The organism is Micromonospora gifhornensis, from assembly GCF_016863515.1.
In the GTDB taxonomy this organism is placed as follows: Bacteria; Actinomycetota; Actinomycetes; order Mycobacteriales; family Micromonosporaceae; genus Micromonospora; species Micromonospora gifhornensis.
Genome location: NZ_BOPA01000027.1, coordinates 126924 through 151793, shown reverse-complemented (window position 1 = coordinate 151793; position 24870 = coordinate 126924). Strand labels below are relative to the sequence as shown.

The window sequence follows — 24870 nt, the reverse complement described above, 5'->3', positions numbered from 1 at the left end:
CCGGCCGCATCCGGCCTGGGTCACTTGGGTACGTCCGTGTGGGGCTGTCAAACGAACGGCCCTGCGTCGGGACTGTACGAGTAGCGGCTGACCGGCCGATCAAGGGAGAGACGCCATGCTGGTCGATCAGCCGAGACGACCAACGCGTACACACCAAACGCCTCGAACCTTCGACACACCGGCCCGTACCACGTCCGACACGCCACCGACCCCGGCGTCCTCGACCTGACATCCATCCCGCACGTCGGACAGCATGACGCGGAGACGACCGACAGGCCCGTACGATGGCGAGCGGCGCTGGTTCGCCCCATCCCGCCAGGGTGGGGTGTCGTAAGAGGGAACCCGGTGAGAGACCGGGACTGCCCCGCAGCGGTGAGTGGGAACGACCGCCGTCAACGAAGCACTGGACCGCCAGGTCCGGGAAGCGACGGCCAGTAGGTGACCTCGTGTCATGCCCGCGAGTCCGAAGACCTGCCAGCGCTGCGCACGCCACCGGTGTGCGCCGCCGGCGGCCTCTCGGGAGGGCCAGGGCGGAAGCGGGCACCGTGAGACGTGCCTACCTTCCCTCCCGGGTCCGCTGGGCACTTCGAGGGAAGGACCCCACAGGTGACTACCGCATTCGGCCAGAGCACTGTGCTCGGCTACCCGCGTATCGGCGTCGATCGTGAGCTGAAGAAGGCCGTCGAGGCGTACTGGGCCGGCACCATCGACGTCGACGCTCTGGAAAGCACCGCCGCCGGGCTGCGCGCGCAGGTGTGGCGGACGCTGCACGACGCCCGCCTCGACGCGATCCCGTCGAACACGTTCTCCTACTACGACCAGGTCCTCGACACGGCCGTCGCCGTCGGCGCGATCCCCACCCGCTTCGCCCGGCTGGGCCTGCCCGCGCTGGACACCTACTTCGCCATGGCCCGCGGCGTCGACGCCGAGCCGGCGCTGGAACTGACGAAGTGGTTCGACACCAACTACCACTACCTGGTGCCGGAGATCGGCCCCGACACCGTCTTCACCGCGAACCCGGCGAAGGCGCTGGGTGAGCACGCCGAGGCCCGCGACCTGGGCATCACCACCCGACCGGTGTTCATCGGGCCGGCCACGTTCCTGCTGCTGGCCAAGGGCGACGATCCGTTCGCCCGGCTCGACGACCTGGTCGACACGTACGCCGCGATCCTCACGGCACTCGCCGAGGCGGGGGTGGCCTGGATCCAGCTGGACGAGCCCGCCTACGTCGCCGACCGCACCCCGGCCGAGATCGACGCCCTACGCCGCGCCTACATCCGGCTCGGTGAACTCACGCACCGGCCGAAGATCTTCGTCGCCACCTACTTCGGTGACCTCGGCGCCGCCCTGCCGGCGCTACTGGACACCCCGGTCGAAGCAATCGGCCTGGACCTGGTCGCCGGCCCGGGCAACCTCGACCGACTCGCCGCCGCCGGCCCACTGGCCGGCAGGACCATCGTCGCCGGCCTGGTCGACGGACGAAACATCTGGCGTACCGACCTGCGCGCCGCGATCGCGGCCGGAGCGACGGTCGCCGGGCTGGCCGACCACGTCGCCGTGTCCACGTCCTGCTCCCTGCTGCACGTCCCGGTCGACCTGACCGCCGAAGCCCGCCTCGACCCCCGGTTGGCCGCGCGGCTCGCGTTCGCCCGGCAGAAGGTCGACGAAGTCGTCCTGCTCGGCCGCGCGTTGCGCGACGGCACCACCGCGCTGCCCGCACCGCTGCCGGCCATCCCGGCGGCCTGGCGCCACGACGACGTCCGCGGACGCCTCGCCGCACTGCGCCCCACCGACCGGCAGCGCGGCGACTACGCCAGCCGGGCGGCCCGCCAGCAGGAACGGCTGGGGCTGCCGGAGCTGCCGACCACCACGATCGGGTCGTTCCCGCAGACCACCGAGCTGCGCAAGGCCCGCGCCGCACACCGCGCCGGCAGCCTCGACGACGCCGGCTACGCGTCGCGGATGCGCGCCGAGGTCGAGCATGTCATCCGGCTGCAGGAGCAGTTGGGTCTGGATGTGCTCGTGCACGGCGAACCGGAACGCAACGACATGGTGCAGTACTTCGGCGAGCAGCTCGACGGTTTCGCCGCCACCGAACACGGCTGGGTGCAGTCGTACGGCTCCCGCTGTGTCCGGCCGCCGATCATCTACGGCGACGTGGCGCGCAGGGCACCGATGACGGTGGAGTGGTCCACCTACGCGCAGTCGCTGACCAGCAAGCCGGTCAAGGGGATGCTCACCGGCCCGGTCACCATCCTGGCCTGGTCCTTCGTCCGTACCGACCAGCCTGTCGCGGACACTGCCGACCAGGTCGCGCTCGCCCTGCGGGACGAGTGCCACGACCTGGAGTCGGCAGGAATCCGGGTCATCCAGGTCGACGAACCGGCGTTGCGCGAAACGCTGCCGCTGCGCAAGGCCGACCAGAAGGCATACCTGGACTGGGCCGTCGGCGCGTTCCGACTGGCCACCAGCGGCGTCGCCGACGACACCCAGATCCACACCCACCTGTGCTACTCGGAGTTCGGTGAGGTGATCACCGCCATCGACGCCCTCGACGCCGACGTCACCAGCATCGAGGCGTCCCGGTCGAAGATGGAGATCCTCGACGACCTCGCCGCGATCGGCTACCGCCGGGGCGTCGGCCCCGGGATCTGGGACATCCACTCACCCCGGGTGCCGCCGCGTGAGGAGATGGTCGAGGCGCTACACCGGGCGGTCGCGGCCGTGCCGGCCCGACGGTTGTGGGTCAACCCGGACTGCGGCCTGAAGACCCGCAGCTATCCCGAGGTCGAAGCGTCGCTGCGGCACCTGGTCGCGGCTGCCGCCGAGGTACGCGGACACTGAGATCGCCACCCCGGGCGGGCCTCCTGGTAGGTCCGCCCGGTCTACCCAGCCCAGCTTCCCAACCTCCGTCATCACGGGAGCGAGGATGAGGAGTCGTGGTGCAGCTGAGGACAAGCGGGCACAGACTGCCCGCCCAACCCTCACCATAGGGGAGTCGACACCGTGTATCGGCCTGTCCCTACGGTCGAGGCTGCGGGCGGTGCCCGGTCGAGGAGGCGTCGAACAGGCCGTGGGCGGCTATGGCGTGCAGGTCACGTTGGTGCTGGTGTTGGTGCTGGTGAACGCGGTGTTCGCGGGCAGCGAGATGGCGTTGGTGTCGCTGCGGGAGAGTCAGCTGCAGCGCCTGGAGCGCACCTCCCGGGCGGGACGGGTGTTGGCGAGGCTGGCACGCGATCCCAACCGTTTCCTCGCCACCATTCAGATCGGCATCACCCTGGCCGGGTTCCTGGCCTCGGCGGCCGCCGCGGTGTCACTGGCGGCGCCGCTGGTGGGACCGCTGGGGTTCCTGGGGTCGGCGGCGGAGCCGGTCGCGATCGTGCTGGTCACCATCGTGCTGACCTTCGTCACCTTGGTGCTGGGTGAGCTGGCGCCGAAGCGGATCGCGATGCAGCGGGCGCAAGGGTGGGCCCTGCTGGTCGCCCGCCCGCTGGACGCGTTGTCGGCGTTCTCCCGCCCGGTGGTGTGGCTGCTGGGCAAGGCCAGCGACGCGGTGGTGCGACTGACGGGCGGAGACCCACGGGCCCGCCGCCAGGAGGTCACCACCGAGGAACTGCGGGACATCGTCGCCGCGCAGCGTAACCTCACCCCCGAACACCGCATGATCATCTCTGGGGCGTTCGAGGTGGCCGAGCGGAACCTGCGGGAGATCCTCGTCCCGCGTCGCGAGGTGGTCACCCTGTCCGAGTCGCTGACCGCGCCGCAGGCGCTGCGCGAGTTGGGCCGATCGGGGCAGACCCGCGCGCCGGTCGTGGGCCGCGCCGGCCTCGACGACACCGTCGGCGTGGTGCACATGCGTGACCTGCTCGACCAGGAGGGCCCGGTCGCCGAACACGTCAGCGCGCCGCTGTATCTACCGGAGACGTTGAAGGTCACCGAGGCGATTCGGGAGATGCGGTCACAGCGGCAGCAGTTCGCCCTCGTGGTGAACGAGCGTGGCGCCATCGACGGCATCGTGACGATGGAGGACCTGGTCGAGGAGATCGTCGGGGAGATCTACGACGAAACCGACCGGGACGTGCAGGCACTGGTGCGGGAGGCGGACGGGTCACTGCTGCTGTCGGGCGGCTTCCCGCTGCACGACCTGCCGGACGTGGGCGTCGACCTGGACGAGGACACGCTCGAGCCCGGCGACTACACCACAGTGGCGGGCCTTGTCCTGGCACACCTCGGTCACATCCCCAAGACGCCCGGCGAAGTGGTCGAGTTGCCGGGTCTGACCGCCGAGGTGGCCGAGGTGACAGGCCGGGCCATCACCCGCGTACGCCTGCGGACCACAGCGCGGCCCGACGGCCCCGACACGGACGAACCCGAGGTGGAATCCTGACCGGGGCCGGTCCCCGACGAGCGCCTACGCGCGGCCGACCGTGACACGTATGATTGATTAGCTTCGATCTAACGGGCTTGTCGCCACGCTGGACCCATCTCTGGGCATCGCATCCTCCACGTGAAGGAGCGCCATGAAACCGTCCCTCCGGGCCGTCCTGGCGGTGGTCGTCCTCGCGGCCCCGCTGGCCCTGACCGCCCCCGCGCAGGCCGCCAACACCCTCACCATGCGCGGCGCCGACGTCTCCTCACTGCAACGCAGCCTCGACCTCGGGGCCCGCTACTACAACGCCTCCGGCGCGCAGGCCGACCCCTACGACATCCTTGCCGCCAAGGGCGTCAACTACCTGCGGCTGCGCATCTGGAACAACCCGATCAGCGGCTACAACAACAAGGCCAAGGTGCTCCAGCAGGCCAGGACGATCAAAGCGAAGGGCTTCAAGCTCCTGATCGACTTCCACTACTCGGACACCTGGGCCGACCCGGGCAAGCAGTATCCGCCCGCAGCCTGGGCCCACCACTCGCTGAGCCAGCTGCAAAATGACGTCTACACCTACACCCACGACGTGTGCACCGCGCTGAAAGCACAGGGCACCACCCCGGACGCGGTGCAGATCGGCAACGAGATCAACGTGGGCATGCTGTGGCCGGCCGGGCAGGTCGTCAACAACAACTTCGCGCCCCTGGCGAGCCTGCTCAAGCAGGGCTACCGCGCCACCAAAGCCTGCAACAGCGGCACCCAGGTGTGGATCCACACGGCGAACGCGGACAGCAACGCCAACGCCCGCTGGTTCTACGACGGCATCAGAGCACAGGGCGTGACCTGGGACGTCACCGCGCTGTCGTACTACTGCATGTGGCACGGCTCGCTGGCGAACCTGTACAACGTGATCGCCGACGTGAAGTCCCGCTACGGCAAACCGGTCGTGCTCGCCGAGACCGCATACCAGTTCACCACCGCCAACGCCGACCACCAGGGCAACGCGATCCCCGGCACCGTGCTGTGCGACAACATCCCGGCCACCTGGGCCGGGCAGGCACAACAGTTCAGCTGGGTGCAGAACACCGTACGCAACGCCGGCGGCGTCGGCGTCTTCTACTGGGAACCGACCTGGTACGCGATCCGAGGCAACGGCTGGGACCCGGCGGACATCAACGGCACCGGCAACGGCTGGGACAACATGGCCATCTTCAACTGGACCGGCCACGTGAACCCGCACGTGGTCTGGACCCCGTAACCCGCCACCCCCGTGGCCTGGCGGTTCACCCCGCCAGGCCACTTGTGGAGTCGGTCGACCACGATCGAACGCGGTGGGACTCAATCGCCGACGGGCGGCCGCAAGGGGCAGCGGGCCCTACCACTCATCCCAACCGACCTTCTGCATCGTCCCGTCCGGGCCCTCGGCGAGGACCAACTTGCTGACCTCACCCAACTGGCCGTCGTCGCTCTCGACCTCATCGTTCGTGACGAGTGAATCCGTGGAGAGATCGTGCACGCTCAATCCACTGGCAGCCCCGAGACGATCTTTGTCTGCATCCGGGGCAACTGCGGTTCGGGTAAGAGCAGCATCGCCCGTGAGCTACGACGCCGGCACGGTCGGGGTTGCGCCCTGGTCGAGCAGGACTACCTGCGGCGGATCGTGCTGCTCGAACGGGACAAGCCCGGCGGTGCCGCACCGGCGTTGATCGGGCAGACCGTCCTGTTCGCTCTCGACCACGGCTACCACGTTGTACTGGAAGGCATCCTGCACACCAGCCGCTACCGGGACATGCTGACCTCATTGCGGGACGGCCACCGCGGCCGGTCGCTGTTCTGCTACCTCGATGTGTCCCTGGCCGAGACCCTGCGACGGCACCTCACCCGCCCGCAGGCCACCGAGTTCACCACCGACCAGATGAGCGGCTGGTACGCCGCCCACGATGTCCTGGGGTGGCCAGACGAACTCGTCCTCCCCGAGACCACCGGACTGAACGAAGCAGTCGAGGCCATCGCGGCTGCTGCCGGACTACCCCAGACCGGACGCGACGACGAGCTGGCGGGTAGCTCGCACGGCCAGCAGACCGCGTCTCAGACGTAACGCCGACTTCTGTCGGTAACCAGACTGAGGCCTCCACTTGGTTATCCGTGGTCGTCTGGATGGCTGACCTGCCGACCTAAGTTCTCGATGTCGAGTCAGAAGCCACGGCGCTAGTTTCGTCGGGCCTTGGTGACGCATGGGGGAACAATGGGATACCGCTTCAACGCACCGCCGAACTGGCCGACTCCGCCTGCTGGATGGGTTCCGCCCGCCGGCTGGACACCGGATCCCGCTTGGGGTCCTCCTCCGCAGGGGTGGCAGTTGTGGATTCAGGATTCGGCGTCTCCGGCCCCGGCCCCGTCTCCGGCCCCGGCCCCGTCTCCGGCCCCGGCGGGGCCAGCCCTGCAGACTGCTGCTGCTCCCGTGGTCGTCTCGCAGCAGCGCAGTGGGACCTCAGATATTCCTCTGTTCGGTGCCCGGGGCAAGGCGCGCGAACTGGCTGTGGAGAATGCGCAGCTTCACAGCGAGCTGGATCGGGTGCATGGTGAACTGGCGGGCCTGCGGGCGGAGATGTCACGGCTCGGTGTGCTGTCCGCCACGGAGTTGGAACAGCACCGGGCCCGGCTCAGTCGTGAGATTGCCGATCTGACAGCGAAGGGTGAGGCCCAGAAAGCCGAACTCGATCGACAGCTGAGCGGACTTCGGCGGCAGATCGTGGTCACCGAGGAGACCTCACTGCTGCAGGAGGCCGGTGTATACCAGTACCGGCACCCGCTGTCGGACGCGGTCGCCTACCAGAGCCAGCTCAGCCGCCTTCAGGACCAGATCAAGGCTATGGCCCGGAAGGACGGGGGAGCGGTCCAGGCTGCTACCGGGTGGACGGTCAACGGCTCGGTCGCCGAGGGCCGGGCCATGGTCCGGGACTTCTCCAAGCTCATGCTTCGCGCCTACAACGCCGAGGCGGACAACCTGGTACGGGGGTTGAAGCCGTACAAGCTTGCCTCGGCCGTCGACCGACTGGGGAAGGTGGCGGCGACCATCGCCAAGCTCGGCAAGACGATGGACATTCGGATTGCCGAGGGATATCACCGGCTGCGGGTCAAGGAGTTGGAGCTCACTGCCGACTACCAGGAGAAGGTGGCTGAGGAGAAGGAGCGGGAACGGGAGGAGAAGGCCCGGCTGCGCGAAGAGCGACGTGCCCAGCAGGAGATCGAACGCGAACGCGCTCGGCTCGACAAGGAACGTCAGCACTATGCCAACGCCATGGCTGCTCTGCAGGCCAAGGGCGATACCGACGGTGTGGCTCAGATGCAGGACCGCTTGGCGCAGATCGACAACGCGATCCAGGACGTTGACCGGCGGGCCGCCAACGTGCGTGCCGGCTACGTTTACGTGATTTCCAACCTTGGTTCGTTCGGCGAGAAGATGGTCAAGGTCGGCATGACCCGTCGGTTGGACCCGATGGACCGGGTACGCGAACTCAGCGACGCCTCTGTGCCCTTCAACTTCGACGTGCACGCCCTGTTCTTCTCCGAAGACGCTGTCGGCATCGAGGCGCAGATGCACGCACGGTTGGCCGACCGGCGCGTCAACCTGGTCAATCACCGTCGGGAGTTCTTCTACGTCACGCCGGAGGAAGCCAAGGCACACCTCCTGGCGTTGACCGGCAACCTACTGCAGTACGAGGAGATCCCGGAGGCCCTGGAGTACCGGCAGAGCCTCACCCACGCGCAGGAGCAACCAGCCGCGACCTGACATGCCGAGAGCCACGAACGACCTGTGCCCGCTGCGCCAGCAGGCACAGGTCGGGTTCTCTGTACGAGGGCTCCCGATGGGAACGACGACCACCGAGTTGGCGCTCATCGGACGCCGTCACTGTGAGGTCATCTGACACCGTCGTTGGCTCGTTCACGATCAGGCGTGGCCGGGAGCGGCCGGTCGCGATTCGTGGGCGAGCTGGGCTGCCGTCTCGAAAGCCGCCGTCCAGGGGAAGAATTTCTGCCGTTCATTGCCGCTGCCGGGCGGGTGTGGTTCCCAGTGGTCGTCGGGGCCGAGCAGGACGCGTACTCCTTCGTCGCGGAGGCTGGCCACAGCGTGCCGGAATGGCGCCCGCGCGGTGAGGGCGGCGTTGACGAACGGGACGATGACGGTCGGCACCTGCCTGCCGATCAGCTCGGCGACCGAGGTCATGGCGTAGTTGTCGGCGAGGCCGAGGGCGATCTTGTTGATCGAGTTGTAGGTCGCGGGGGCGATGATCAGGGCATCGGTTGCGGGGAGCGATCGGCGGGTGCCGGGTGACGACTGGTAGGTCGACCGGACCGGATGTCCGGTGAGGGTTTCGAGTGACTGCGTTTCGATGAAGTCCATCGCGCTTGGCGTGGCGGTGACCGCCGCTGTCCAGCATCGCTGCTGCGCTGCCTCGATGAGCTGGGCTACGTCGGTGGCCGGACCGGCGCCGCAGACGACGATCTGGAGGTGACCGCCGGTCACAACCGGATCCCGGCGCGGTGGGCGAAGCCGACAGCGGCGGTGCGGGTAGAGCCGTTGGTGAGCGTGGCGAGGTCGCCGGCGATGCGTTGGACCGTCGGTCGGCAGCGGATCTCTTCGGGTGCCACCTCGTACGCGGTGCGCAGCGCGTTGAGGCCGTGCTCGTAGCGTCCCCACTGGGTGTAGGCGCGTGCCACGTCAACGAACAGGGAGGCCTTGCGCTCGGCCAGCGTCACTTTTTCCAACGGCACCGTACGGGCGATCGCGATGGCTGTCCCGGCGTCGCCAAGGGTCAGAGCGATGTTGACCCGGTGCAGTTGCACGTTGGTGGCACCGAAGCCGGTCCACCGGTCGTTGCCGTCGTAGCCGAGGCGGGTTGCCGCGCGGGTTGCCTCATCAAGCATCGCGTGTGCGGTGTCCCGGTCGTCGCGGCGGGCGGCGGCGATGGCTCCTCGCAGGACGAGGGCGCCGTAGACGGCCACTGCGTCGGTCGACGCGAGGTGGGTGTCCCGGTCGAGGGACTCGGCCGTGTTCCCGGCGAGGGCCACCGCCTGGGCGTCGTGGTTGTTGCCCATCAGCGCATGGGTCATGATCCGGGCACTCGCGGCGATCGCCACGGGGTCCTGACTCAGGGCAGCGGCCCGGCTGCTCCGTTCGGCCGCTACCAGAGCCATCCCGGGATCGCCCACCTTCAGCAGGACGCTGCCGACGACGTGGTAAAGGTCGGCGGTCAGGATCTCGACCTGCGACCGCTGTTCGCCATCCGCGCCCGACTTCACCGCTTCGAGGGACGGCAACAGCGTCACAAGTCGGTCGAGTACGCGCTCGTACCGGCAGGCTTGGTAGTCGACCTTGGCGGCGGCGACGGCCTGGGAAAACTGCGAAAATGACAGCGCCGCACCATTGGAGTGCGTGGGCGAGACGAGCGCGTCGAGTAGTGGAGCGACGTTGGGTACGGCGGCGATACCGATCGCCGCCCCGCCTAGGAGAAGTCTGCGTCGCACGTCACCATCCGAGCCCGAGTCACCCTCATCGCCAGTATCCGTTCGCGCGTCGCTATCCGGCTGTGCGGTACCCACAGGTGCACCGCTGGTGCCAGCCGTCCGCAGTGCCTCGAAGCGTTCTCGTACCTCAGGCGTGGCTCGGGAGAGCACGGTGTCCAGCGCTGCCTGCATGTCCGCGCGGGGGAGCACCTGCTCGCCCTGGCTGCTCCACTTGGCCACGGTCCGTCGCGCCGCGCCGAGGTGCTCGGCGAAGGCGGTCACGCTCATCCGCAACGCATTCCGCAGCGCGTTCGCGTCCTGGCCGGTCCAGGTCGTCACCGTAGCCATCGCACGTCCTTCCGGGACGGACAGTCATCGGTGGAGGTGATGGTAGCCGCATATGGGGTGACGGCCGGTGCGCTGCGGATGCACCGGCGAGGCATTCCGTTGGTCCACCGGCCAAGTCAGCCTGGATGTGCTGACGCGCTGATCCCCAGCGGTGCGGCGGCGGGCCAGCGGCAAACGTCACGGCAGGGAGAACCAGATGGACGTGCCTCACGGCGGCAGGTCGGATCGCGACCCGACGCACCGGCGAGTGCTGGCCTCGGCCATGCCGTCGACCGTACGGGTGATTCCTCGTTCGCGTACCGCCGTCAGGGCTGCGTGGGCGGGTGGCCGACGGTCTGCTCCCCGCCGCTGGCCTACGGCGGTGGGCTTGCCCGGTCGACGGGCAAGCCCACCGCGCATATCCCTTCGTCCTGCCGTCAGCCGGTGAGCGTCAGTCAACGGACCAGGAGAGTCAATCGTGGGTTATCGGCCGGGGCCGAACGAACTGCTGCGTGCGGCGCGGTTGGCGCGGCGGTCGCCGTCGGGTTCGGGGCGGCCGATGTCGCGTCAGGAGTTGGCGGATGCGGTCAACGCGTACGCCTACCGACATGCCGGTAGGCGGGTCAGCGTTGATGCCCGCTATGTGGGCAAGCTGGAACGCGGTGAGCACCGGTGGCCTTTTGAGCCGTGCCGTACGGCGTTGCGGGAGGTCCTCGGTAAGGCCACCGACGCGGAACTCGGCTTCTTCATCATTCACGGACACGCCCGAGATCCCGGGGGCGGCCCCGCACGGGGGATGCATTTGGGCATGCCTGCGGTGGAGTCCGAGGACGGGGTTGGTGGGGTAGGGGAGGGGAGCAATGTCGGGGAGGCCGGTGGTGGGCTGGTCGTCCCTGGTGGTGCGGCGACGGTGCGGGTGAGCCTGACTGTCGAGGCGGCGCAGGTCAGGGTGGTGCGGGAGGAGGACCCGTCCGGGCGGGTGGCGGTCCTGGCGGGACCGGTGCAGGTGTTCATCGAACCGTCCGGCACCGAGACCATCCTGACATCTGATGCCGATCCGCTCGGGCCCGGTGTCTGAGTGGCCGCGAGTGTGTTGATCGACTGCCGACGGCGGGGGCGTCACGATGCCTCCGCCGTGCGGCCGATGCCCGGGCCAGGCCAACTGAATATCAGGTAGCGCCGGGTCGGCCCCCGGTTCCGCGGGCATGGGGATCCCGCTACCGTTCAAGGGCTGTCATCCGGCGCAGGCCTTCGTCGACGGTGATCGTCGGCTGGTATTGCAGGTGGGTTCGGGCGCGGGTGATGTCGTAGACGCGGTCGCGGCCCATGAAGGTGACGATCCATTGGGTGAGCGGTGGCGGCGTGGCGCTGCGGCGGGCCTTGGCGACGATCTCCATGACCGTGGCGATGGCCGAGGCGATCGCCCGGGGGTAGCTGCTGCTTCTGCTCACGTCGAGGCCCCGGATGGCGAGCAGCGGGGTGAAGAAGCTGCGGGCCGGCCGGAGGTTGTCGTCAGTACCTGACCATTCGCCGGATCGGGCCGCTGGTCGAGTACTCGCGTTCGGCTTCGCACCGGGTCATCGGCACTTCCGAACCGCGACTGCACTCTCACCAACTGCGCATGGTCGTCCTGACACCTACCGCGCATCGCCCCTGCCGTCGTGTGACCTCGCCGGTCTGGAACTGAGCTCCTGCCACTTTGACGGCACCGACATGCGGGGTAGCCGGCTCAACAGGCTCACGATGCCCGGGTCAAACGTCTGGAACAGGATCGTGACTGTGGCAGTCGGCAACTACCGGTCGAACCTCGCCGTCGGGGTGATCTGGGAGAAGGGAGACTTCCTTCTCCCAGGTCGACGTGTGTCAGTCGATGGTAGGGGCTACCAGCATGCCAACGGATCCGCAGGTTCCTGGCGCGTTCTTGAACTGCTGGCCGTCGAGAACGTAGACAAGTTGGCCCCATTCGGTGGAGGGCGGGGAGGCGTTGGCGTCGGAAGAGGGGCTGGTCTTCTCGGCCTTCACGCACGGGTACAGATGCTCAGGTGCCTCGTCGCTGAAGATTCGGCTCCATGATCTGCGGCACGCGTCGACCGGGGACTCGCCCGGGTGCGATGCGGCGTCGCCCATCCTTTGCAGGTTGGCGGTGGCGCACACGAAGGCGTCACCGTTGGCGGGCAGCGCTTCGGGAGGAGCGGTGGGCGCGTTGTAGGCGCCGATCGCGGCGGTCGCGCCACCAGCGAGAAGCGCGCCCAGCACCACCGCGCCCGCGACGCGGGCAGCCCTACGTCGTGACCGGCCCGGGGGCTGCCGTGGCGTGTCGAGGATCCGAGCGAGCATCGCTTCTCCTTGCGGGCTGGCCGAAAAGCTAGCCCGGCCCTCGGGGCGGACGCCCCGGATCAACTGACCGATGTCGCTGTCGTGCCGTCTCACTGAAGCCCCCTCATGTGTGCCGTCAGACGTGCCGCGGACGGCGACTGCTGAGCCACTGGCTGCTCCTCATGGACCGCCTTGAATCGGCGGTGGGCTCGATACAGCCGGACGGCGAAGGTCGCCGTGGAGCAGCCCAGCACTGAAGCCGCGTCGCGGCCGCTGAAGTCGTACCAGTAGCGCAGCAGCAGCACCTCACGGTCCCCCTCGGGCAGGGCTTCCAACGCCGTGAGAACGTCTACCCGCTGTGCGGCGACCTGGCTGAGATGGTCATCGTCACGATCGGCGTACGCGCGCAACCGATCCTGTAGCGCCGCAGCAGTTCCGCGTGTTCGCTGGTGTTGCATCATGAGCCGTCGGGCGACCCCGAACAGCCACGGCCGCTCCTGGCCTTCCCTGATGGCCTCAAGTCGCCGCCACGCCACGGTGAACACCTCGGCCACCAGATCCTGGGCATCTTCCCGGTCCAACCGGGCACTGACGTACGCCAGGACCGCATCGCCATGCCGACGAAACACCTCGGTCAGGCGCTGACGGTCCGCGGCCGCCCCATGATCGTCCCGCACCGATCCTCCAGATGGTGGTTTCACACTCACACTTGTCGCCAGACGACCAAATCATTACCGCCACCCAGCACCCCACTCGCCGCTTTCTTTGTCGACCTTGGCGAAGCATGGGTTGCGTCCACGGAAGTGGTGTACGACTTGCCCGTGATGGGCGTGTTGCGTAGATGAGAGACGGCCATCGCGTCGATCCTTCAAGACGACCAAGTCAGAGAAGGAAGAGAGAACGCGATGGCCGCTTCAGAGAGTGTGAACCCTGTTGACCTGCTGCGCGAGCAGATCGCGGGCGCGTCGCCGGACGTGTTGCACGATGATCAAGACGTTCGTGCAGGCGGTGATGTCCGCGGAAGCGGACGCGATCTGTGGCGCTGATTATGGGCAGCGCAGCGACGAGCGGGTCAACTCCCGCAACGGTTACGGGCCGAGACAGTGGGACACCAGAGCGGGCACGATCGACCTGGCCATCCCGAAGCTGCGGCAAGGCAGCTACTTTCCGGACTGGCTGCTGACGCACCGCCGTCGGGCCGAACAGGCGTTGGTCTCGGTGGTGGCCACGAGTTACCTGCTCGGGGTGTCGACCCGCCGGGTGGAGAAGCTGGTGGAGCAACTCGGCGTCAAACAGTTGTCGAAGTCGCAGGTGTCGGAGATGGCCGCGCACCTGGACGCCCAGGTCGAGGCGTTTCGTAACCGGCCGCTGGACGCCGCGCATTACCCGTTCGTGTGGATGGACGCGTTGACGATGAAGGTCCGCGAACACGGGCGGACGGTCAACGTCCACGCGCTTGTCGCGGTCGGAGTCAACGCCGACGGCCAACGTGAAGTCCTCGGCGTGGATGTCGCCTCGGATGAGGACGGCGCCGGCTGGTTGGCGTTCCTGCGGTCGTTGACCGCCCGCGGCCTGACCGGCGTTCAGCTGGTCATCTCCGACGCCCACCGTGGTCTTGTTGGCGCGATCGGCGCCGCTCTGCCCGGCGCCGCCTGGCAACGCTGCCGTACCCACTACCTGCGCAACTTGCTCACGAAGGTCCCGAAGTCGGCCCAGCCATGGATCGCCACCCTTGTTCGGACGATCTTCGACCAGCCCGACGCCGACGCTGTCCGAGCCCAGTTCCAGCGGGTCGTCGCCACGATCGAAGCGAAGCTCCCGGCCGCAGCCGAGCACCTCGCCGACGCCCGCGACGACCTCCTGGCCTTCACCGGCTTCCCGCGCGAGATCTGGCGCCAGATCTGGTCCAACAATCCGCAGGAACGCCTGAACAAGGAAATCCGCCGACGCACCGACGTCGTCGGGATCTTCCCGAACCGGGCGGCGATCATCCGCCTCGTCGGCGCGGTCCTCGCCGAGCAGACCGACGAATGGACCGAAGGACGCCGCTACATGGGCTTGGAACTCCTCGCCAAAGCCCGCCTCGTCATCGTCGAGCCGGACCAACACGACACCGACCACGCCGATCCCAGCCCAATCGCCGCCTAACATCAAACCGGATCCCGCGATGTGCTGGCGTCCGGCTGCGCGGCCCCGGGCACCCGGGACGGCGACGTGCAGGCGACACCCACGTACACGTCGCCCCCCGTGGTGGCGGAGTCGACCGCTCGGCAGCCGGACGCACCCGCGAACCATGCAGACAACAACGGCTGGAAGCGGCGGAAGGAACTGTCCGCTGCGGATGAGCGCGCCGGGCGCGAACTCGCCGCGCGGATCCGGCCCCCGCTCGAGGCGCTACGCGCCGCCGGAGACTTCGCGCCGGCGTCCACCCAGGGGGCGCTGCTCGATCTGGGCATTCAGGCAGACGCGATCGAGGTCACCGCCATGCGACCGCCGATCGGGCAGGACACCCCACCACCGGGTGCGGTGTACGCGGTTCGGTTCGGGAACGTGGGCTGTGCGATCGGAGCCGTACGGCCCGACCGAGTCATGGTCGAGGTCACCGGCGCGGCTGCCGAATTCGGCTGCCTGGAGCCGTTCTCGCACTGACGCCACCCGGCCTCGGGCCAGTGCCCGGCGGACAAGGCGGCCGGTGGGGGAGGATGCCGATCGTGATGGACGGGATGACTGACGAAACGTGGCGGCCGGCCCCTGATCCACTCGTTGCCTGCTCGCGTGGGTCTCTCGTGGAGTTGGCCGCAGTGCTGCCGTCGTCCGGCAGATTCGTCGTCGCCCGCCTTGACGGCACGAGGATGACGGACGCCGACCACGTCCTGTACGACTTCTCGGACGCCTTGTGCTTTCCCCGCTACTTCGGCTGGAACTGGGACGCCCTGTCCGACTGCCTCGAAGATCTGCACTGGCTGCCCGCGGACGGCTACCTGCTGATCGTCGACAACGCACCCCGACTGATGGCGGACAGTACCCAGGATCGGCACACACTCTTTCGTATCCTCGCCCGGGCAGTACACCACTGGGCCAGTCCGCTCGGCCAGCCGGAGGGCAAGGTAGTCCCGTTCACGACCCTGCTGCTGTGTGACCGCGACGAAGAGACGGTACGCCTGCGGCAGGACATCGCCCGGGCACTGCACAACGGCCGGTGAGATCCCACACCGCTCGCGAGCGTCCTGGTCCACTCATCAGCGTTGCCGCACGCCAAGAGCCGCCTCGACGATCCGGACGGCCTCAGCGGGATCGATGCCGACACTGGTGACGACCGCCGCGTAGTCGCGGGCGGCGCTGTGGGCCCGATCGAGAGCCTGCACGCCGGCGGCCGAGACGAACGAGCCGGCCCGCCCGCGGGTCTCGATCAACCCGGCCTCTTCCAACTCCCGGTACGCCCGAGCGACGGTGTTCACGGCCAGACTGAGATCGGCCGCGAGTCGACGAATCGTCGGCAGTCTCGTACCGACGGCCAGCGAGCGGTCCTGGATCTGTCGGGCGAGTTGCGCCCGCAACTGCTCGTACGGCGGCGTCGGCGAGGCCGCGTCGATGACGATCATCGGACGGCCATGGCTTGCCGCGCCGCCGTCCCGGCGCCCGGGCTCCGGGTCTGGATCAGGCAGAACGCGATGACGCCCGCCACCACGAGCAGCAACGAGACAGCGTTCCACCAGCCGAGGGATTCCCCGTACAGGAAGATGGCCGGCAGCGACCACGTCAGACTGGGTGTGACGAGGGCTCGGGCGTCCTCGACCCGCATGATGACATCGGCGGTGAGCGACGCCTCGTCCTCCGCCACGGCCGGGCTGGCCAGCACCTGACGCAGCTGCATGACAGTGCCGACGCCGGTGCCGGCGAGACCGATCAGCACGACGGCCGCCCCGTACCGCAAGCTGGAGTCCGAGACCGGCAGCACGCTCACCGCGAGCAGCGCGGCGCTGGTGAAGGTGGCGACGGTGAAGACGGCGTACGGCCGACTGAGCACCGCTGGCCAGCCGAGTTGGACCGGGTGGGCGACCCGCCGGGACAGGTGCCCACCGGCCCGCTGATCGACGCGCCGCACCCACCAGCCGAGCAGCCACTGCGCCGCCAGCACCCCGACCACCAGCGCCGTCAACGCCAGCAGGGGCAGCCAGAAAGACGTGGCGTAGGTAAGTCGCAACGTGTGCGTGAGTGCCGCGCCGATCAGAAACCCGGCCAGCAGGGCACTGTCGGCGAGCCTGGCGCGTCGGCGCGCCGCCAGCCGTGCCGCGAGCAGCGGAGTCGGCTCGACGTCGGCCAGGCCGTGCCGGGTCAGCCACTGCCTGACCTCCGTGTGATCTGTCTGTCGCATGCCACCACCCCTGATTGTCGCAAGCTTTGTATCAACATGTTGAGTCATGGCATGCGACAATGTCAACCCGAACCATGGCCGACATCGCCTCCCCGGAGTGCCCATGACGACGCAGATGCGTAACCGTCTCGATCACATACGTCGAGCCGGCCACGTTGATGGTCTGCATGCCGTCGCGGCGGTTCGCGGTGGTCACACCGTGCTGGAGTACTACGGGGCCGGAGAGGATTTCACCTGGGGTGACTCGCTGGGCGTCGTCGAGTTCGGGCCCGAGACGCTGCACGACATCCGGTCGGTCACCAAGAGTGTGACCGTTCTGTTGTACGGCATAGCGCTCGGCGAAGGACTCGTCCCGCCGCCGGCGGAGCCGCTCCTGCAACGGTTCCCCCAGTACCCCGACCTGGCTGCCGACCCCCGGCGTGCCCGGCTCACCGTCGAGCACGCGCTGACGATGTCGTTGGGCGTGGAGTGGCGCGAAGATCTCCCGTACGACAGCCCGGCCAACGCCGAGATCGCGATGGAGTTGGCTCCGGACCGATACCGGTACATCCTTCAGCGGCCGATCCTCGAACCGCCCGGCACCCGTTGGACCTACTGCGGCGGTGCCACCGCCCTGCTCGGCCGACTGATCGCCGACGGCACCGGGCAGTCGCTGCCGCAGTACGCGCAGGCCGTGCTGTTCGCGCCGCTGGGCATCGGCAGCTTCGAGTGGATGACCGGCGCGGACGCAGTGGCGTCCGCCGCGTCCGGGCTGCGACTCGCGCCCCGCGACCTGGCCAGGCTCGGTGAGCTGGTGCTGGCCGAGGGAACCTGGGACGGTCAGCGGGTCGTCCCCGCCGACTGGATCCGCACGATGCTTCAGCCGCGCCTGCAGACCACCTGGGGCACGCAGTACGGCTACCAGTGGTACATCGAATCCATCGGTGGCCATCGGCTGCTGGCAGGGATGGGTAACGGCGGCCAGCGCCTGTTCGTCCTGCCCGACCTGGACCTCACCGTAGCCATCACCGCCGGCAACTACGACGACCCCGACCAGTGGCAGACCCCGCTCACGGTGCTGGAACGGGTCATCCTTCCCGCGATGGCCTGACGGCACCCCGCCCGCCGGTCAGCCCATCGGCAGCGCCGACCGCAGGCGGTACCCGATGTTCGGCGCGGCCAGCGCGAACATCACCCCCTGCGCCTACTGGGCACACGAGCCGTCCGAACCGCCGGTGCGGATCAACGACAAGGGGCCACGCAACGTGCTCATCGTGCAGAACCTGCGTGACCCGGGCACGCCGCACCGAGGTGGCGAGCTGCTCCGGGAGAAGTTCGCCAAGCGCCCCCGGCGCGTCAGCGTCGACGGCAGCGGCCACGGCGTCTACGTGTACGGCGACAACGCGTCCGTGCTGAACGTGACCACCATCTACCTGGTGGGCAGCACGATGCCGAAGGACGCGTTCTGCAGGCCTACGAACCCGTACGGTGGGATTCCGACCTACGGGAATCAACGCACGCCCCGGTAACGTCAACCCGGAGCACCGCTGATCACCCGGAAGGGGCAACACGGCCGATCATCGAACCGTGGTGCTCTGTCCGGTGCCGGCCCGCAGGGCACGATTACGACGACCGCCACCCTCGCATGTACCGCGTCAAGGATGTGAGTAGCGATGACAAGCCCGGCAACGACGAGCTGGCCGAGCCTGCGGGTATCGGACTGGACCGCCACCCGCGAGACCCTGCACATGTGGACTCAGATCGTGGGCAAGATCCGCATGGCGCACGCTCCGATGATCAACCACTGGTGGCAGGTCACCCTGTACGTCAGCCCGCGTGGGTTGACGACGTCGACCATTCCGTACGGCACGGGTGCCTTCGAGATCGAGTTCGATTTCCTCGGCCACCAGCTCGATGTCCGTACCAGCAGCGGCGACGCGCGGAGCCTCCCGCTTGCGCCGATGCCGGTCGCCGAGTTCTACGCCCGGATCATGGACATGCTCAAGCAGCTCGGGATCGAGGCGCCGATCCGGGCGCGCCCCAACGAGGTCGACCCGGCGATCCCCTTCGCCGAGGACTACGAGCACGCCTCCTACGACGGCGAGGCAGCCACCCTGTTCTGGCGACAAGTGGTGCAGGCGGACCGGGTGTTCGGCGAGTTCCGGTCCTACTTCGTGGGCAAGGTCAGCCCGGTGCACTTCTTCTGGGGCGGTATGGACCTCGCCTGCACCCGCTTCTCCGGCCGGTCGGCCCCGCCGCACCCCGGCGGCATGCCCAACTGCGCGGACTGGGTCATGGCCGAGGGCTACTCCCGCGAGCTGTCCAGCTGCGGATTCTGGCCCGGCGGCGGCGAGGAAGGCGCCTTCTACTCCTACGCCTATCCCGAACCCGACGGGTTCGCCGAGCAGCAGATCGGCCCCGAAGGCGCGTACTTCAGCACCGAGTTCAAGCAGTTCCTGCTGCCGTACGAGGTCGCCCGCGCCGCACCGGACCCCGACCGTGCCGTCGCCGAGTTCCTCTACAGCACCTACAAAGCCGCAGCCGACCAGGGGCACTGGGACCGCTCCGCCCTGGAGGACGATCCGATGCGGTGGCACCGCACCCCTGCGCGGTAGAGGCGCCAGCGGTCACCGTTGCGGTGCTGTCGGAAAGCAGCGGGTAGCTGGCAGGTTCGGTGTCGTGGACTGACCGGAGAGGATGCACGGGTGGATCCCACGACGTTGCACTGGGCGTCACGCCGCTATCTGATGACGCGGTACGAGGAACTTCAGAGCGAGTACGGCCGGCTGCCCGACGGTAGCCGCCGAGCCGACGGGTACCACTACACCACCGAGGCGAAGCGGATCTTCCCCCGCTACGACGTCGTGGAAGCCATGCTGATGGAGGTTGAGCGACTCGATCCGGATCGGCTGCCCGCCGTCGACGTACTGGTCAGCATGATGCTGGCGGCTGCCGACGGTGGGGACTCCCCGCTCACCGAGCCGCCGTACGACGAGGTCGAAGCACAGGCCGCGGCCGACGAGCGCCGGCTGTTCGCCGCGAAGGTGCAGCATTGGACGGCGCAGGCCGACGTCCGCGCCGACCCGGTCCCGTATCGGCGCGTGCTCACGCGCGAGGAGTCATCGGCCTGGCGGACGTCGCTGCAGCGGCGATGGGGCGTGCAGAGCGGCGGGTGGCACCCGATGCTCAGTGCTGCGTTTCCACACGACGTGCTGGTGCTGACGGAGGAGTCGATGTGGCAGGGCGACGGCGTGGATCAGGTTCGCCGAGTGCTGCGAGAGTTGGGCCGGCCGCGGGTGGTCGAGTTACGTGAGTATGGGGCCGACTACCTGCTCGATGTCGAGATCGTCGCCCCGCGGTACACGGGGCCGGAGGGTTACTGGACCGACGAGCAGCACGATTGGATCGCCTACGCATCCCACGAGGGAACGGTGGCATTCGGCGGCGTTCTCTCCGCCGGGCTCGTGGCGACCTGGCCTGGGGTCGACCGGTGGCGGTGGCCCGGATGGCAGGCATTCGGCAACAGGTGAGCCACGACTTCCGCAGGGAAGCGCGAGACCAACTCATCCCAACTCCGCCAGCCGGTAGGTTTGCCGGCATGTCATCGACTCCGGCGCCGTTGCTGCCTGAGACTCGACGCGCGCTGGTCCACCGGTTGGCCACCGGTCAGGTAGCGGGCCGGGCGCCGTCGGTGGTCGCGGCCGTGGTGCGGGACGGCCGTCCTGTCTGGCAGGGCGGCTGGGGCACAGTGGACGGCCAGGTGCCCGACGGCGATATCCAGTACCGCATCGGCTCGATCACCAAGACGTTCCTGGCGGTGCTGGTGCTTCGCCTGCGCGACGAGGGGCGACTCGCGCTCACCGACCCGCTGGGCGAGCATCTGCCCGGCACGGTCGCGGGCGAGGCCACGATCGGTGCCCTGCTGGCGCACACCGCCGGGCTGATCGCTGAGGCACCCGGGCCGTGGTGGGAACGCACCCCGGGCACGCTGCGTCCCGACCTGGCCGACGTGCTGGGCAACGATCCGCAGCTGCATCCGGCCGGACACCGCCATCACTACTCCAATCCCGGCTACGCGCCGCACGCCACGGGCTGGGCGGTGCACCCCTGGGCCGATGTGCTGCTGGCGGAGCCCGCCGTGGACACCGGTCTGATGGCTCCTGCCGGGCAGTTGTGGTCGACCACGACGGACCTGGCCCGGTTCGCCGCGTTCCTCATCGACGGCGACGACCGGGTGCTGCATCCGGACACCGTCGCGCAGATTTGGCCGGGCACACCGGCTCGATGCCGGGCTTCGTCGCGACCGTGTGGGTCAGTCCCGATGACGCCCTGGGCGCGGTCGTGATGGCAAACGTGACCGCCGGCCTGTCCGCCGGCACTCTCGCCGCTGACCTGCTGCAGACCGTCGCCGAACGAGAGCCGCGAATCCCGGCCCCGTGGCGGCCGCTGCCCTCGATCGATCCACAGCTGCTGGACCTCGCCGGCCCGTGGTACCGGGGACCAGCCCCGTACGTGCTACGCCCACAAGCAGACGGCTTCATGGAGCTGGCCGCGATGTCCGGCGGAAACGGCACCCGACTACGCCCCACCGGCGACGGCGACTGGGAAGGGCTCAACGGCTACTTCGCCGGCGAAAGGCTGCGGGTGCACCGCGATGCGGACGGCACCGTCAGCCACCTCGACCTCGGCACCTTCGTCTTCACCCGACAACCCTACGACCCGGCGACGCCGGTACCCGGCGGCGTCGACCCGGCCGGCTGGCAGGCCGGCTCGACCCTCGACCAGGGCGGCGTCGGTGATGACGGTGGTCGGCCCGGTGTCGACGGCTAACGGTATTGGCGCTCCTGGGCGGCGCGGACCTTCTGACGTATGTCGTCAGGGATTTCGACCACATGAACGGTGATCGCGAGATCCAGTAGCGCCTGTGCGGCCCAGGTACGCGACGTTGGCTGGAACGGCCTCGCTGCGGCCGGGTCGCTCATGCAGAGTACGAGGCGGGGACGTGGGTACATCGTGCTGGCGATCCACGTGAGCTTCAGCGCGTCGGCCAGTACCTTGTGACGCTGCGCCGACTTCGGCGGACCCTGATGGGCCCAGCACTCCACGAGAACAGTCCGGCCGCTGTCGCAGCCGTCGATCTCGACCCGAGCCCCCGACGGCACTGCGATTTTCGCCGGTTCCAGTGTCAGGGCGAGGTCGCGGCCGAGCAGATCAAGCATGACTCGCTCCGCGTGGCGCTGCTCCGCAGAGTGCCCGGCAGGCAAGTGATCGTCGAGGGTCCGAACAACGGCAGCAGGTGCAAGCGGCCCGCTGTGCGGTGTTCTCGGAGCCTCGGCCAGCACCCCGTCCGTCCGCTCAACGAGTTCGTTGACGATCTTCCCGTCGGGGCCTTCCCACCGCCGGACGGCTCCGGCCAGTTGCAATGCGCGGCAGATCTGGTTGACCTGCTGCCGTGGCCGGACACCCGTACGCTGTGACAGTTGGTCATCGTCCAGCGGCCTCGAACTGAGCCGAAGTGCTTCGAGGACACGGTCGCGATTGCTGGCAGCCGTCACACATGGAGTCTGACCGACGGTCAATGGCCTCGCCTCCTCCGTTCGGCGGTGCACAAGGCGTGCGCCCGACATGCGGCACGAGCGGTGCCCGTGCGCCGTGCGCGGGAATGCTCCTGACGAGGCGAACCACCTACTCTGACGCTGGTGAACGTCCGAGAGCGCAAGAAGCTCACCGCCCGCCTGATGACGTCGCTGCTGCGTGGCGATCTTCCGGCCGTGCGTGCGCTGTTGCGTGCGGAGGCAGACCCGAATGCGGCAGATCGTGACGGCACGACGCCGCTCTACCTGGCCGCCGTGCAGAACGAGCGTGCGGCGGTGCGGATTCTCCTGGCTGCCGGCACGGACCCGAATGTCGAAAGCGGGCGTGGCGACGAGGGGACACCCTTGACCGCAGCCGCAGCGTGGGGGCACGACGACGTCGTCCGCGAACTCCTCGCGCAGGGCGCGGATCCGAACCTCCGCGAAGACCACGGCAGCGGACTGTCGCCCCTCGAATGGGCCGTCCGAAACGGCAACTCCGAGACGCAAGCGCTACTCGAAGCCGCAGGCGCGACATCCCCATAGAACCCCCACGTGAGCAGCAGAAACGCTGCGCGTGAGTCGCAGCGCAAGGGTCAGCGGTGTGCCTGACTGATCAGTGCACCGCAAACGGTCCCTCGGCCTGCTCCATGAGCGAGTACCCGACATCGTCCCAGCGCCGCTCCATCTGCGTATCGCGCGCGACGTACACCTCACCTGCGCCGGCCGGCACCTGCGTACGTGTGCTCCGCCATGGAAGAAACGGCCCGACCTGCTCCCCGCCCAGGGCGACCACCATGTTCGGCCATCTGCCATGCAGATCGTCCAGCATCCCCCGGATGCCGGCGTCCACCGGCGCGCTGGTGACCAGAACTGTGTCGTACCCCGTGATCATCTGCGCTCCGCTCGGCTGAGGTGCGTGTCCGACTCGCACGGCTCACCAGGGGCTGGGTGCGTAGTCCTTGAGGAAGCAGCCGTACAGGTCCTCGCCCTGTTCGCCCCGGACGATCGGGTCGTAGACGCGGGCCGCGCCGTCGACCAGGTCCAGCGGGGCGTGGAAACCGGCGTCCGCGAGCCGCATCTTCGTCGGGTGGGGCCGTTCGTCGGTGATCCAGCCGGTATCGACGCTGGTCATGAGGATGCCGTCGGTCAGCATCTCCTGGGCGCTGGTGCGGGTCAGCATGTTCAGCGCAGCCTTGGCCATGTTGGTGTGCGGGTGTCCCGGCCCCTTGTAGCCGCGGGCGAACTGGCCCTCCATCGCTGACACGTTCACCACGTACTTGCGGCGGGCGGTCGCTGCGGCCATCGCCGGCCGCAGCCGGCTGACCAGCACGAACGGCGCGGTCACGTTGCACAGCTGCACTTCGAGCAGTTCGACCGGGTCCACCTCGTGCACCCGCTGCACCCAACTGTTGACCGCCCCGAGGTCCGGCACCAGACCGCCGGCGTCGATGGCGGTGGCTGCGGCGATCCGTTCCGGTGACGCGGAGCCGCTGGTCAGCGCGAGCGCGGTGAGCGCGTGCGGGGTGATCGTCGTCTGCGGACCGGCGGTCAGAACGCCGGTCGGCCCGCCGGGTTCGGTCGGTTTGGCGAACGTGATCATCTCCGGTAGCGGGCCGTCCGGTAGGGCGGCCGCCTCCGCGGCGACGAGGTGTGCGTACGCCTCGGGAGTGCGGCGGACGGTCTGCGCCGCATTGTTGATCAGAATGTCGAGTGGCCCCTGGGCGCTGACCGAGTCGGCGAGGGCGATCACCTGGGCCGGGTCGCGCAGGTCGATTCCGACGACCCGGAGGCGGTGCAGCCAGTCCGCGCTGTCGGGCATCGCGGCGAATCGGCGGACCGCGTCGTGCGGAAACCGCGTGGTCACCGTGGTGTGCGCGCCGTCGCGGAGCAGCCGCAACGCGATGTACATGCCGATCTTTGCCCGGCCGCCGGTCAGCAACGCACGCCGGCCGGTCAGATCGGTACGCGCGTCGCGGCGCTCCCGGTTGAACGCGGCGCAGGGCGGGCAGAGTTGGTGATAGAAGGCGTCCACCTCGCGGTAGCGCTGCTTGCAGATGTAGCAGCCACGAGGGTTGTGCAGCACACCGGCAGTGGTGCCGTCGGTGGGGGAGGCGAGCGGGATGCCCTGCGTTTCGTCGTCGATCCGGCCGGGAGCGCCGGTGGCAGTGGCGGCCGTCACCGCCTGGTCGGCCGCGAGGATGGCGTCCCGCCGTTCCGAACGGCGCCGTTGCTTGATCATCTTGTAGAGCTTCGCGGTGGCGCGTTGCACCCGTACCACGTCGGGATGATCGGGAGGCAGATCCTCCAACGCCTCAAAGACGCTGAGACAGGTCTCCAGCTGGCTACGGTCGATGCCCTGGTGACCGTTTTCCGTCATGTTGTCTGCCGTCATGCTGCCGCTGTCTCATCCCGTTCCTGCGCCG

26 protein-coding genes, 1 pseudogene and 1 riboswitch are annotated in these 24870 nt (G+C 68.7%); of the genes and pseudogenes, 16 read left to right on the top strand and 11 right to left on the bottom strand.

Going from position 1 to position 24870, the window contains the following annotated elements:
- Nucleotides 1–281 precede the first annotated feature (281 nt).
- Nucleotides 282–493: riboswitch (cobalamin riboswitch) on the top strand.
- Between the two features lie 113 nt (nucleotides 494–606).
- The 3 genes from metE (at nucleotide 607) to Vgi01_RS20050 (ending at nucleotide 5624) form a co-directional block, all read left to right on the top strand.
- Nucleotides 607–2844: a 5-methyltetrahydropteroyltriglutamate--homocysteine S-methyltransferase gene (gene metE, locus Vgi01_RS20060; protein ID WP_102659738.1), complete on the top strand. Its 2238-nt coding sequence runs from the start codon at nucleotides 607–609 to the stop codon at nucleotides 2842–2844.
- A gap of 229 nt (nucleotides 2845–3073) precedes the next feature.
- Entirely contained in the window at nucleotides 3074–4387 is a 1314-nt protein-coding gene (locus Vgi01_RS20055; protein ID WP_204292026.1) for a hemolysin family protein, read from the top strand.
- Nucleotides 4388–4520: 133 nt separating this feature from the next.
- Complete coding sequence (locus Vgi01_RS20050; RefSeq protein WP_204292017.1) at nucleotides 4521–5624, top strand: glycoside hydrolase family 53 protein; 1104 nt, start codon at nucleotides 4521–4523, stop codon at nucleotides 5622–5624.
- Between the two features lie 117 nt (nucleotides 5625–5741).
- On the opposite strand, the gene Vgi01_RS20045 is transcribed toward Vgi01_RS20050, so the two are convergent.
- Nucleotides 5742–5882 carry a hypothetical protein gene (locus tag Vgi01_RS20045; RefSeq protein WP_204292016.1) on the bottom strand — a complete coding sequence of 47 codons (141 nt, stop codon included), beginning with the start codon at nucleotides 5880–5882 and terminating at the stop codon, nucleotides 5742–5744.
- Between Vgi01_RS20045 and Vgi01_RS20040 the strand changes: the two genes are divergently transcribed.
- Complete coding sequence (locus Vgi01_RS20040) at nucleotides 5877–6464, top strand: kinase (RefSeq protein ID WP_204292015.1); 588 nt, start codon at nucleotides 5877–5879, stop codon at nucleotides 6462–6464. The two genes, Vgi01_RS20045 and Vgi01_RS20040, sit on opposite strands and share 6 nt — an antisense overlap.
- 477 nt (nucleotides 6465–6941) lie before the next feature.
- Complete coding sequence (locus Vgi01_RS20035; protein ID WP_239089076.1) at nucleotides 6942–8159, top strand: SNIPE associated domain-containing protein; 1218 nt, start codon at nucleotides 6942–6944, stop codon at nucleotides 8157–8159.
- A 159-nt stretch (nucleotides 8160–8318) separates the two neighbouring features.
- Here the strand turns inward: Vgi01_RS20035 and Vgi01_RS20030 are convergent, their stop codons facing one another.
- Both Vgi01_RS20030 and Vgi01_RS20025 read right to left on the bottom strand, forming a co-directional pair.
- Complete coding sequence (locus Vgi01_RS20030; RefSeq protein ID WP_204292013.1) at nucleotides 8319–8894, bottom strand: flavoprotein; 576 nt, start codon at nucleotides 8892–8894, stop codon at nucleotides 8319–8321.
- Nucleotides 8891–10222: a hypothetical protein gene (locus Vgi01_RS20025; RefSeq protein ID WP_204292012.1), complete on the bottom strand. Its 1332-nt coding sequence runs from the start codon at nucleotides 10220–10222 to the stop codon at nucleotides 8891–8893. The genes Vgi01_RS20030 and Vgi01_RS20025 overlap by 4 nt, the downstream gene beginning before the upstream one ends.
- Nucleotides 10223–10679: 457 nt before the next feature.
- Here Vgi01_RS20025 and Vgi01_RS20020 point away from each other — a divergent pair, with 457 nt between their 5' ends.
- Nucleotides 10680–11279 carry a hypothetical protein gene (locus Vgi01_RS20020; RefSeq protein WP_204292011.1) on the top strand — a complete coding sequence of 200 codons (600 nt, stop codon included), beginning with the start codon at nucleotides 10680–10682 and terminating at the stop codon, nucleotides 11277–11279.
- Between the two features lie 139 nt (nucleotides 11280–11418).
- Here the strand turns inward: Vgi01_RS20020 and Vgi01_RS20015 are convergent, their stop codons facing one another.
- From Vgi01_RS20015 to Vgi01_RS20005, 3 genes are all read right to left on the bottom strand, one after another.
- Nucleotides 11419–11652 carry a hypothetical protein gene (locus tag Vgi01_RS20015; RefSeq protein ID WP_204292010.1) on the bottom strand — a complete coding sequence of 78 codons (234 nt, stop codon included), beginning with the start codon at nucleotides 11650–11652 and terminating at the stop codon, nucleotides 11419–11421.
- Nucleotides 11653–12064: 412 nt separating this feature from the next.
- Nucleotides 12065–12538, bottom strand: coding sequence for a hypothetical protein (locus Vgi01_RS20010; RefSeq protein ID WP_204292009.1), 474 nt, complete (start codon nucleotides 12536–12538; stop codon nucleotides 12065–12067).
- Nucleotides 12539–12627: 89 nt separating this feature from the next.
- A complete protein-coding gene (locus Vgi01_RS20005; protein ID WP_204292008.1) occupies nucleotides 12628–13194 on the bottom strand; it encodes an RNA polymerase sigma factor in 567 nt (188 codons plus the stop codon).
- Between the two features lie 228 nt (nucleotides 13195–13422).
- On the opposite strand from Vgi01_RS20005, the pseudogene Vgi01_RS20000 reads away from it, so the two are divergent.
- The 3 genes and pseudogenes from Vgi01_RS20000 to Vgi01_RS19990 all read left to right on the top strand — a co-directional run bounded on the left by Vgi01_RS20000 (nucleotide 13423) and on the right by Vgi01_RS19990 (nucleotide 15720).
- Nucleotides 13423–14665 (top strand): annotated as a pseudogene (locus tag Vgi01_RS20000) (IS256 family transposase).
- A gap of 66 nt (nucleotides 14666–14731) precedes the next feature.
- Nucleotides 14732–15166 (top strand): DUF6993 domain-containing protein, encoded by a 435-nt coding sequence (locus Vgi01_RS19995; protein WP_239089075.1) that lies wholly within the window; start codon nucleotides 14732–14734, stop codon nucleotides 15164–15166.
- A gap of 53 nt (nucleotides 15167–15219) precedes the next feature.
- Nucleotides 15220–15720, top strand: coding sequence for a barstar family protein (locus Vgi01_RS19990; RefSeq protein WP_308441799.1), 501 nt, complete (start codon nucleotides 15220–15222; stop codon nucleotides 15718–15720).
- 36 nt (nucleotides 15721–15756) lie between these two features.
- On the opposite strand, the gene Vgi01_RS19985 is transcribed toward Vgi01_RS19990, so the two are convergent.
- Together Vgi01_RS19985 and Vgi01_RS19980 are read right to left on the bottom strand one after the other, a co-directional pair.
- On the bottom strand, nucleotides 15757–16119 hold the full coding sequence (locus Vgi01_RS19985; RefSeq protein ID WP_102659736.1) for a GntR family transcriptional regulator: 363 nt from the start codon (nucleotides 16117–16119) through the stop codon (nucleotides 15757–15759).
- Nucleotides 16116–16892: a hypothetical protein gene (locus Vgi01_RS19980; RefSeq protein ID WP_204292005.1), complete on the bottom strand. Its 777-nt coding sequence runs from the start codon at nucleotides 16890–16892 to the stop codon at nucleotides 16116–16118. Before Vgi01_RS19980 ends, Vgi01_RS19985 begins: the two co-directional genes overlap by 4 nt.
- Before the next feature lie 103 nt (nucleotides 16893–16995).
- Here Vgi01_RS19980 and Vgi01_RS19975 point away from each other — a divergent pair, with 103 nt between their 5' ends.
- The 6 genes from Vgi01_RS19975 (at nucleotide 16996) to Vgi01_RS30755 (ending at nucleotide 21701) form a co-directional block, all read left to right on the top strand.
- A complete protein-coding gene (locus Vgi01_RS19975) occupies nucleotides 16996–17982 on the top strand; it encodes a serine hydrolase domain-containing protein (RefSeq protein WP_204292004.1) in 987 nt (328 codons plus the stop codon).
- A 55-nt stretch (nucleotides 17983–18037) separates the two neighbouring features.
- Nucleotides 18038–18400, top strand: coding sequence for an alpha/beta hydrolase (locus tag Vgi01_RS19970; RefSeq protein ID WP_204292003.1), 363 nt, complete (start codon nucleotides 18038–18040; stop codon nucleotides 18398–18400).
- A gap of 144 nt (nucleotides 18401–18544) precedes the next feature.
- On the top strand, nucleotides 18545–19486 hold the full coding sequence (locus Vgi01_RS19965) for a DUF5996 family protein (RefSeq protein ID WP_204292002.1): 942 nt from the start codon (nucleotides 18545–18547) through the stop codon (nucleotides 19484–19486).
- 90 nt (nucleotides 19487–19576) lie between these two features.
- Nucleotides 19577–20401 (top strand): hypothetical protein, encoded by an 825-nt coding sequence (locus Vgi01_RS19960; RefSeq protein ID WP_204292001.1) that lies wholly within the window; start codon nucleotides 19577–19579, stop codon nucleotides 20399–20401.
- Nucleotides 20402–20469: 68 nt separating this feature from the next.
- Entirely contained in the window at nucleotides 20470–21216 is a 747-nt protein-coding gene (locus Vgi01_RS30760; protein ID WP_239089074.1) for a serine hydrolase domain-containing protein, read from the top strand.
- Nucleotides 21216–21701 (top strand): DUF7586 domain-containing protein, encoded by a 486-nt coding sequence (locus Vgi01_RS30755; protein ID WP_239089073.1) that lies wholly within the window; start codon nucleotides 21216–21218, stop codon nucleotides 21699–21701. The genes Vgi01_RS30760 and Vgi01_RS30755 overlap by 1 nt, the downstream gene beginning before the upstream one ends.
- Here Vgi01_RS30755 and Vgi01_RS19950 read toward each other — a convergent pair.
- Nucleotides 21698–22426, bottom strand: a complete 729-nt coding sequence (locus tag Vgi01_RS19950; RefSeq protein ID WP_126713464.1) for a hypothetical protein — start codon at nucleotides 22424–22426, stop codon at nucleotides 21698–21700. The genes Vgi01_RS30755 and Vgi01_RS19950 overlap by 4 nt on opposite strands.
- 144 nt (nucleotides 22427–22570) lie before the next feature.
- On the opposite strand from Vgi01_RS19950, the gene Vgi01_RS19945 reads away from it, so the two are divergent.
- Complete coding sequence (locus Vgi01_RS19945; RefSeq protein WP_204292000.1) at nucleotides 22571–22990, top strand: ankyrin repeat domain-containing protein; 420 nt, start codon at nucleotides 22571–22573, stop codon at nucleotides 22988–22990.
- Nucleotides 22991–23060: 70 nt separating this feature from the next.
- On the opposite strand, the gene Vgi01_RS19940 is transcribed toward Vgi01_RS19945, so the two are convergent.
- Both Vgi01_RS19940 and Vgi01_RS19935 read right to left on the bottom strand, forming a co-directional pair.
- Nucleotides 23061–23339 carry a hypothetical protein gene (locus tag Vgi01_RS19940; protein WP_204291999.1) on the bottom strand — a complete coding sequence of 93 codons (279 nt, stop codon included), beginning with the start codon at nucleotides 23337–23339 and terminating at the stop codon, nucleotides 23061–23063.
- 42 nt (nucleotides 23340–23381) lie between these two features.
- Nucleotides 23382–24824 carry an SDR family NAD(P)-dependent oxidoreductase gene (locus Vgi01_RS19935; protein WP_373307002.1) on the bottom strand — a complete coding sequence of 481 codons (1443 nt, stop codon included), beginning with the start codon at nucleotides 24822–24824 and terminating at the stop codon, nucleotides 23382–23384.
- Between the last annotated feature and the right edge of the window lie 46 nt (nucleotides 24825–24870).